We start from the raw sequence: 8183 nt of genomic DNA, 5'->3' as shown, positions 1-8183 counted from the left end.
GCCGACCAGGCGCCGAACGCCTTGCGGGCGGCCTGCACCGCCCGATCCACATCATCGGCCGAAGCGGTGGCCACCTCGGCCAGCGTCTCCTCCGTGGCCGGGTTGATCGTCTTGAACGGGCTGCCCGCCCCGTCCACGAACTCGCCGTCGATGAACAGCCCGTACGACGCCTTGAGGTCGACCAGGTCACGCGACTCGGGCGCGGGGGCGTACTCGAAGATCGCCATCATCAGTCCAGGGTGAAGTAGTCGGGACCGGCATACCGGCCGGTGGCCAGCTTCTGCCGCTGCATCAGCAGATCGTTCAGCAGCGAGGAGGCGCCCAGCCGGAACCACTGCGGCGACAGCCAGTCATCACCGGCCGTCTCGTGTACCAGCACCAGGTTCTTGACAGCGTCCTTGGTGGTGCGGATGCCGCCCGCGGGCTTGACGCCCACCTGCCGGCCCGTCACCTCGCGGAAGTCCCGCACCGCCTGGAGCATGATCAGCGTCACCGGCAACGTCGCGGCCGGGGCCACCTTGCCGGTGGAGGTCTTGATGAAGTCGGCGCCGGCCAGCATCGCCAGCCAAGACGCGCGCCGCACGTTGTCGTAGGTGGCCAGCTCCCCGGTCTCCAGGATCACCTTCAGGTGCGCGCCGCCGCAGGCCGCCTTGACCGCGACGATGTCCTCCCACACCTTCAGGTAACGGCCGGACAGGAACGCGCCCCGGTCGATCACCATGTCGATCTCATCGGCGCCCGCGGCCACCGCCAGCGCGGTGTCGCTCACCTTGACCTCCAGCGAGGAACGGCCGCTGGGGAAGGCGGTGGCCACCGAGGCCACCTTGACCCCGGTCCCGGCCAGCGCCCGGACCGCGACCTCGACCAGGTCGGGATAGACGCACACGGCCGCCACCGGGCCGGCGCCGCCGCCGGGGTGGACGGCCTTGGTGCACATCGCCCGCACCTTGCCGGCCGTGTCGGCTCCTTCGAGGGTGGTCAGGTCGACCATGGAGATGGCCAGGTCGATGGCCTGTGCCTTGGCGGTGGTCTTGATCGAACGGGTGCCGAGCATCGCCGCCCGCTGGTCCGCGCCGACCCGGTCAACCCCGGGCAGGCCGTGCAGGAAAGCTCGCAACGCCGAGTCGGACGAGGCGACGTCCGCGAGCGAGGTAGTCACAGTTGACACCAACACAGCATCGCCGACCAGGGCCGTGAGCTCCAAACCGGACCGCCTTAGGCGGTCGGCCCCGGGGTCTTAGGCATGCCGTACGCGTCGGCGTACCGGAGATAAGGCATCCACCCGATGTGGCAGGCAGGGCCTTAGACCGAGTCTTAAAGGTGTCAGGAAGAAGCACGAAATTTCAGGAGACACACCATGCACCCCGAGATCGAGTACGAGCTCATGAAGAACCACGCGAGCGAGCTCCGCAAGGCCGCCGCCGAGCACCGGCGGGTACGCGAGGCCGAGAGGGCCAACAAGTCCGAGCGCCGCTCGGTCTTCGGCAAGCTCCGTTTCTCATGACCATCCCTCGAGAGCCCGGCCACCACCTCCCTCGTGGCCGGGCCTCGAAACCCCCGTAAAGGGACCCCCATAAAAGCGTCGAAAGTAATCGATCGGGCATGACATGCTGGATGACATGCGGGGACGTTCTGTCAGTCCCGTCTTCGTCGGGCGGGAAGAGGAGCTGGCGGCTCTGTCTGAAAGCTTCGACGAGGCACGAAAAGGCACGGTGACGGCCGTCCTGCTCGGCGGCGAGGCCGGGGTCGGCAAGACCAGGCTCATCCAGCGCTTCGCGGAGCAGTGCCAGGCCTGCGGCGCTCACGTGCTGTTCGGCGGCTGTGTGGAGCTGTCCACGGAGGGTCTGGCCTACGCGCCGTTCACCGCCGCGCTCCGGCAGCTCGTCAGGGAGCAGGGCCCCGCGGCCGTCGCCGGGCTGCTGCCGGACGGCGCCGAGCGCGATCTCGCGCGGCTGCTGCCCGAGTTCGGCGAGCCGAGCGGCGACGGCGAGACCGACACCGGCCGCGCCCGGCTCTTCGAGCAGTTCCTCACCCTCCTCGAACGCCTGGCCCTCGCCCGTCCCACCGTCCTCGTCATCGAGGACATCCACTGGGCCGACAGGTCCAGCCGCGATCTCATCGCCTTCCTCAGCCGCAACCTGCACGCCCCGCAGGTGCTGATCGTCATGACCTACCGCTCCGACGACCTGCACCGCCAGCATCCGCTCCGGCCGGTGCTGGCCGAGCTGGGCAGGGTAAGCGGCGTGCACCGGCTCGACCTGCCCCGCCTGTCGCGGGACGAGGTCGCCCAGCAGATGGCCGGCATCCTCGGCGAGGTCCCCCAGTACGCCAAGGTCGAGAAGGTCTACGAGCGCAGCGAGGGCATCCCGCTGTTCGTGGAGGCCATGCTGGAGGGCGAGGACTGCGCGTTCCCCGAGTCCATGCAGGACCTCATCCTCAACTCCGTCGAACGGCTGCCCGAGGAGACCCAGCGCCTGCTGCGCGTCGCCGCCGCCGGCGGCATTCGGGTCAGCCACAAGCTGCTGGCCGCCGTGAGCGGCCTGTCCGACGTCGAGCTGGAGGCCGCGCTGCGCCCGGCCATCGCGGGCAACGTCCTGCAGATCGCCGACAACCGCGCCTACGTCTTCAGGCACTCGCTCATCCGCGAGGCCGTGCACGACGAGCTGCTGCCCGGCGAGCACCAGCGGCTGCACGCCAGGTTCGCCGAAGAGATCTCCAAGGACCGCGGGCTGGTCCCGCCGGGGCGCGCCGCCGTCGAGCTGGCACACCACTGGTACGGCGCCCGCAACGACACCTGGGCGCTGATCTCCGCCTGGGAGGCGGCCCAGAAGTCGTTCAAGGCGTTCGCGTACACCGAGGCCGTCCCGCTGCTCGAACGCGTCCTCATGCTGTGGGAGCGCGTGCCCGACGCGGCCGAGCTCATCGACGCCGACCACACCGCCGTCCTCGAACGGGCCTCGGAGGCCGCGAACGCCGGCGGCGAGGCCGACAAGGGCGCCAAGTTCGTCAAGGCCGCGCTGTCGGAGCTGGACGAGGCCCAGGAGCCCGGCCGCGTCGCGCAGCTCATCGTGCGGCGGGTGGGGTTCAAGAACTCCAAGGGGCAGCTCGGCGTCATCGAGGACCTCCGGCACGCGCTGCGGCTCGTGCCCGAGAACGGCGCCGACCGCGCCGAAGTGGTCTCGGTGCTGAGCCGCCACCTCATGTTGCGGGGCGAGATCGCCGAGGCGAGCGAGCTGATCGCCGAAGGGCTGCGCCTGGCCAGGGAGCTCGGCGACGGTTGCCTCGAAGCCGACCTGCTGATGAACCTGGCGCTGGGCCACTCCCTCAACGGCGAGAACGAGTCCACGATCACCGTGAACGAGCAGGCGCTGGAGATCGGCACGGCGGCGGGGTCCGCCCGCCTGATCACCAGGGCGGTCGGCAACAACATCGACGCGCTGATCGACATGGGCCGCCACGAGGAGGCGCTGCGCCTGGCCGAGCACGGCTGGGAGCTCGCCAAGAAGTACGGCAGGCTGCGCGGCAGCGGGCTGTTCATCAAGAACAACTGGGCCGAGGCGCTGGAGGTGATCGGCCGCTGGGACGAGGCCATCGAGATCATCGAAGGCGCGCTCAGCCACGGCCCCGTCCTGCGCCACCGGTACGCGCTCCTGCGCGTCCGCGCCGACATCGCCCTGGCCAGGGGCGAGTTGCAACTGGTCGAGGGCATCCTGTCAGAGGTCGGCGTGCTGAAGGACCGGCCCGAGGAGTTCGTCCAGGACATCATCAACAACGCCCGCCTGCACATCGGCTGGCACCTGACGAAGGGCGAGCCGGGGGCCGCGCTCAGCGTGGCCGAGCGCGTGCTCTCGCACCACAAGCAGTCCAGCAAGGCCATGCTCAGCTGGCGGCTGCTCTCGCTGCTCCGCACGGTCTGCGACGCCGCCGAGGCCACCGAGCCCGAACGGGCCGCCGCGGTGCGCGAGCTGGCCGCGGAGGTGGCGGCCGAGCTGTCGGTCATCGGGCCGGTCGTGGAGGCGTACCGGCTGTCCTACACCGGCGACTTCGACGCCGCCGCGGCGGCCTGGGAGCGGCTCAACCGCCCGCACAACCAGGCCAAGGCCCTGCTGCGGGCGGCCACCGCGGCCGCGCGCGGGGGCGACCGCGAGGGGGCGGCGGCCCGGCTGAAGGTGGCGCACCCGCTGGCCCAGGCCTTGCGCGCGACGCCGCTGATCGAGGAGATCGAGATGCTGTCGCGCCGGGTGGGCGGGGTTCAGCCCGCCCAGGAGCCCTCCGAGCTGCTGACGCCGCGCGAGCTGGAGGTGCTGCGGCTGGTGACCCAGGGCAGGACCAACCGGGACATCGCGACCGAGCTGTTCATCTCGGCGAAGACGGTGAGCGTGCACGTGTCCAACATCCTGGCCAAGCTCGGCGTCACCACCCGCGGCGAGGCCGCCGCCGCGGCCCACCGCCTCTCACTACTGTCCCCCTGATCCGATAAGCGCTTCCGCCAGGAGGACGACGCCGAAGATCGCGAACGCCGCCGCGGCGCCGTACCGGATGACCTTCTCCGGCAGGTGCTTGCCCAGCAGCCGTCCCACCAGGATCGCCAGCGCGTCCGCCGCCACCATGCCGACGGTCGAGCCGATCCAGGTGCCGAGCCAGCCGTGCTGCGTGGCCAGCGTGATGGTGGCCAGCATCGTCTTGTCGCCCAGCTCGCTCAGGAAGAACGCCACGGTCACCGCGATCAGGGCGTTCCTGGTGGTGCGCTGGGCCTTCTTCGACTCGTCCTCGGTCAGCTCGTCCCCGCGCAGCGTCCACGCGGCGAACCCGAGGAAGGCCAGCCCCGCCACCACCGAGATGGCCGTCGTCGGCAGCGCGTCACCGATCAACCCGCCCAGGGCCACGCTGACCAGGTGCACGAGGGTCGTGGCGATCGTGATGCCCGCGAGCACGGGCCAGATCTTGAAACGGGTCGCGAACGTCATCGCCATGAGTTGGCTCTTGTCGCCGAGCTCGGCCACGAAGATGACGGCGAGACTGATCCAGAACGCTTCCAACGGTCCCCTTCCGCGCGACCGAGCCGGAAGCGGCGACCCGGGGAGATTCGGGCACGACTTCGGCCCGGCAGCATCTCATTGCACAACTGCCAGGCCGAAGGTCTCGTCCGCCCGTATGAGGCCCGTGTGACCGGGCGCGATGAAGCGCCAGTGTGTCGATCACACGATTGGGACTACTCCCCTTCGGAAATTCCAACCAACCATAACAGCCCGCGAACGGGACCTATTCCCCGAGGTCCGAGCACGGGCTTCTCCCGTCCCAGCGTCCCGGGCGGGACCTATTCCCGAGGCCCGAGCACAGGCCCGTCGACCAGCGCGACCCCGAGCTTCCCCCGGATCCCTATTCCCCGAGCTCGCAGCCGACCAGCACGGGCTCGTTGACCAGCGTGACCCCGAACTTCTCCCGCACCCCGTCCCGGACCTCCCTGGCCAGCGCGAGCAGGTCGCCGGTGGTGGCGACCCCGTCGGGGTTGGTCAGCGCGAGCGTGTGCTTGGTGGAGATGCGTACGGGCCCGCGCGCGTACCCCTTCGGGTAGCCCGCCTGCTCGATCAGCCACGCGGCGGGCACCTTGACCGACCCGCCGGGCAGCTCCCAGCGCGGATGCCCCGGGGCGCGGGAGGCCAGCTCCGCGGCCTCCTCGGGCGTGAGGATCGGGTTGGTGAAGAACGAGCCGGCGCTGCGGGTGTCGGGATCGTCCGGGTCGAGCACCATGCCCTTGCCGCGCCGCAGCGCCAGCACGGCCTCACGGGCCTGCGCGAGCGGCACCCTCCCGCCGGGCTCCGCATCCAGCCTGCGGGCCAGCTCCTCGTACGCCAGCGGGCCGGACATTTCCGAAATATCCAGCGCGTACGTCACCGCGAGCACCACATGCCGTGCCAGGTCGCGCTTGAAGGCGCTGTCACGGTAGGAGAACCCGCACTGCCGCGCCTCCAGATCCACCACCTGCCTGGTGCGGCGGTCGTAGGCACGCACGCACCAGACGGTCTGGGCCACCTCCTGCCCGTACGCGCCGACGTTCTGGATGGGCGTCGAGCCGACCAGCCCTGGGATGCCCGACATGCACTCGATGCCCGACCAGCCCTCGGCCACGGCGCGGGCGACCAGCGGGTCCCAGTCCTCCCCCGCCTCGACCGTGACCAGCACCTGCTCGCCGTCGCGCGAGACGGTCACGCCCCGGGTCGAGACCTTGATGACCAGCCCGTCGAAGCCCTCGTCGGCCACCACGACGTTGCTGCCCCCGCCGAGCACCAGCGTGGGCTGCCCCTTCATGTCCGCCTCGGCCACCAGGGACACGAGGTGCTCCGCCGTGGTCGCTTCGGCGAAGTCGCGGGCGGGGCCGCCTAGGCGCAGCGTGGTATACGGCGCGAGCATCTCCATGGGCCAATAGCTTATGAGGTGCCCAGTATGCGCAGCACGCGGTCGAAGTTCCGGCGGGACTCCCGTGCGTCGTAGTCGGGGTCCACGTCGTGCGGTCCCAGCCGCACGGCGGGCAGCGGCTCCTCGGGCACGACCAGCTCTCTGTGACCTTGCCGGAGAGGCTCTCGCTGGTGGGACTCCTGCTGGTTGGTCCGTTGCTGGAGTGCGAGGGAGAGCGCCAGGTCGGCGTTCCTGCCGTAGCCGGCGTCCTCGGGCAGGGCTCCGAGCGCCGGGGCCCGGCGTACCGCCATGAGCTCCCCCGTCAGCGCCCGCACCCTCCTGGGCCCGGCCGTGCCCGGCCCCGGCTCCACCACGCGGACCGGCTCCGGCTCCCCGTCCGGGAAGTCCACGCCTCTCCACCCGGCCGCCACGGCGCCACCCGCGACGGCCGCGACCAGCGGGGTCAGCGCGTCGCCGCAGAGCTCGACATTCGTGTCCATGAGCACGTGCACGTCCGCCTCGTCGAGCCGCAGCAGCTTGGCGCGGCATTCGCCCCAGGTGGCCGTACCCCCTCGCCAGTGCGGCTCCTCGGCCACGTGCCACACGGCGATCCGGTCCGGATACCGGTCGGCCAGCTCGTCCAGCACCTCACCGGCGCCGTCGACGTCGCCGAGGTCGAAGGCGAGCACGCGCGCGTTCGTGTGCTCGACGATCGATCCCACGCTCTTCCTGACGTCCTCCGGCCAGCCGTCGACCAGCAGGCTCACGGTGACGGTGACGTCCTTGGTCTCCGTACGCTGGCGTTCCAGCTTGACGCCCAGCTCGTCGAGGCGGTTGGTGGCCAGCGAGCTGTCCCAGACGCGCTGAGCGTGGAGCATGGTGTCATCCGTGTCGCCCCGCTGCCCGGGAGCGCCGGAAAAGCCCAACTCGGCAGCGGGATCAAGCCGAGCATGCGCCCCGTTGCCCGCTCCTGCCCCGCTCGCCTTGGCCTTCGCACCGGCATTTCCCGTTTCGGTCGCCTTGGCCTTCGTGTCGGCCGTACCGGCCGCCTTGGCTTCCGAACCGGCCGCACCGGCCTCGGTCACCTTGGCCTTCGCGCCAGGCGTACCGGCTTCGGTCGCCCTGGCCCTTGCACCGACGGTCCCGGTTTCGGTGCCGCCCGCGGTGTCGCGTCCGGTGCCGGAGCTGCCCGCCACCTTCTCGACCCGCGCCGGCCGAAGGTGGGCGGGCGGCTTGGCATCGGTCACAGCGGAAACGGGGATCGATCGAACTGTGGGCCAAACTCGTCGCGCGGCTTCGTTCATAGACGTCACGCGTACCCGAGACCCGCCCGAAATATCACCCGGCCGACCGCCACGTCAGGACAGCTGGACCACCGCGCGGGCCTTGGACAGCACCTTCTGATCGCCCGACCTGGCGGTGAGCCCGATGACCACCCGCTTGTCCTCCAGCTTCTCCTCCACCACGCCGCTGACCGAGACCGTCGCCCCCTGATCGTCGTCGGGAACGACCACCATCGACGAGAACCGCACCCCGAAGTCCACCACCGCCCCGGGATCCCCGGCCCAGTCCGTGACGAACCGCCCGGCCTGCGCCATCGTGTACATCCCATGCGCGATCACGTCGGGCAGCCCCACCATCTTGGCGAACCGCTCGTTCCAGTGGATCTGGTTGAAGTCCCCGGAAGCCCCGGCGTACATCACCAGGTTGAGCCGGCGCACGTTGTAATCGGCGGCCGGGATCTCCTGACCGACCTCGACCTCGTCGTACTTCACCGTGGCGGTCAT

General features: G+C 70.5%; 8 protein-coding genes. 2 read left to right on the top strand and 6 right to left on the bottom strand.

Features of this window, described 5'->3' with window-relative positions:
* Both ACIHFD_RS56055 and deoC read right to left on the bottom strand, forming a co-directional pair.
* Positions 1 to 227, bottom strand: a 227-nt coding sequence (locus ACIHFD_RS56055) for an aldehyde dehydrogenase family protein (RefSeq protein ID WP_397373878.1), incomplete at its 3' end; no start/stop codon positions are given.
* A 2-nt stretch (positions 228 to 229) separates the two neighbouring features.
* On the bottom strand, positions 230 to 1159 hold the full coding sequence (gene deoC, locus ACIHFD_RS56050; protein ID WP_397373880.1) for a deoxyribose-phosphate aldolase: 930 nt from the start codon (positions 1157 to 1159) through the stop codon (positions 230 to 232).
* 198 nt (positions 1160 to 1357) lie between these two features.
* Here deoC and ACIHFD_RS56045 point away from each other — a divergent pair, with 198 nt between their 5' ends.
* Positions 1358 to 1504: a hypothetical protein gene (locus tag ACIHFD_RS56045; protein WP_192789639.1), complete on the top strand. Its 147-nt coding sequence runs from the start codon at positions 1358 to 1360 to the stop codon at positions 1502 to 1504.
* 115 nt (positions 1505 to 1619) lie between these two features.
* The gene (locus ACIHFD_RS56040; RefSeq protein ID WP_397373877.1) at positions 1620 to 4472 is read left to right on the top strand and encodes an ATP-binding protein; all 2853 of its coding nucleotides are present in this window, start codon (positions 1620 to 1622) and stop codon (positions 4470 to 4472) included.
* On the opposite strand, the gene ACIHFD_RS56035 is transcribed toward ACIHFD_RS56040, so the two are convergent.
* The 4 genes from ACIHFD_RS56035 to ACIHFD_RS56020 all read right to left on the bottom strand — a co-directional run bounded on the left by ACIHFD_RS56035 (position 4458) and on the right by ACIHFD_RS56020 (position 8183).
* Positions 4458 to 5039 (bottom strand): TMEM165/GDT1 family protein, encoded by a 582-nt coding sequence (locus tag ACIHFD_RS56035; RefSeq protein WP_397373876.1) that lies wholly within the window; start codon positions 5037 to 5039, stop codon positions 4458 to 4460. The two genes, ACIHFD_RS56040 and ACIHFD_RS56035, sit on opposite strands and share 15 nt — an antisense overlap.
* Positions 5040 to 5379: 340 nt before the next feature.
* A complete protein-coding gene (locus tag ACIHFD_RS56030; RefSeq protein WP_397373875.1) occupies positions 5380 to 6417 on the bottom strand; it encodes a UDP-N-acetylmuramate dehydrogenase in 1038 nt (345 codons plus the stop codon).
* Between the two features lie 11 nt (positions 6418 to 6428).
* Entirely contained in the window at positions 6429 to 7643 is a 1215-nt protein-coding gene (locus ACIHFD_RS56025) for a hypothetical protein (protein ID WP_397373874.1), read from the bottom strand.
* A gap of 111 nt (positions 7644 to 7754) precedes the next feature.
* Entirely contained in the window at positions 7755 to 8183 is a 429-nt protein-coding gene (locus ACIHFD_RS56020) for a MaoC family dehydratase (protein WP_350733726.1), read from the bottom strand.

The organism is Nonomuraea sp. NPDC051941, assembly GCF_044593615.1.
Note: the sequence above shows the minus strand (reverse complement) of the source record. Positions and strands in the feature narration are given on the sequence as shown.

Coding starts and splice junctions, on each gene's coding strand:
- ACIHFD_RS56045 (WP_192789639.1), top strand. CDS start 1,358: ATGCACCCCGAGATCGAGTACGAGCTCATGAAGAACCACGCGAGCGAG.
- ACIHFD_RS56040 (WP_397373877.1), top strand. CDS start 1,620: ATGCGGGGACGTTCTGTCAGTCCCGTCTTCGTCGGGCGGGAAGAGGAG.
- ACIHFD_RS56030 (WP_397373875.1), bottom strand. CDS start 6,417: ATGGAGATGCTCGCGCCGTATACCACGCTGCGCCTAGGCGGCCCCGCC.
- ACIHFD_RS56020 (WP_350733726.1), bottom strand. CDS start 8,183: ATGACCGCCACGGTGAAGTACGACGAGGTCGAGGTCGGTCAGGAGATC.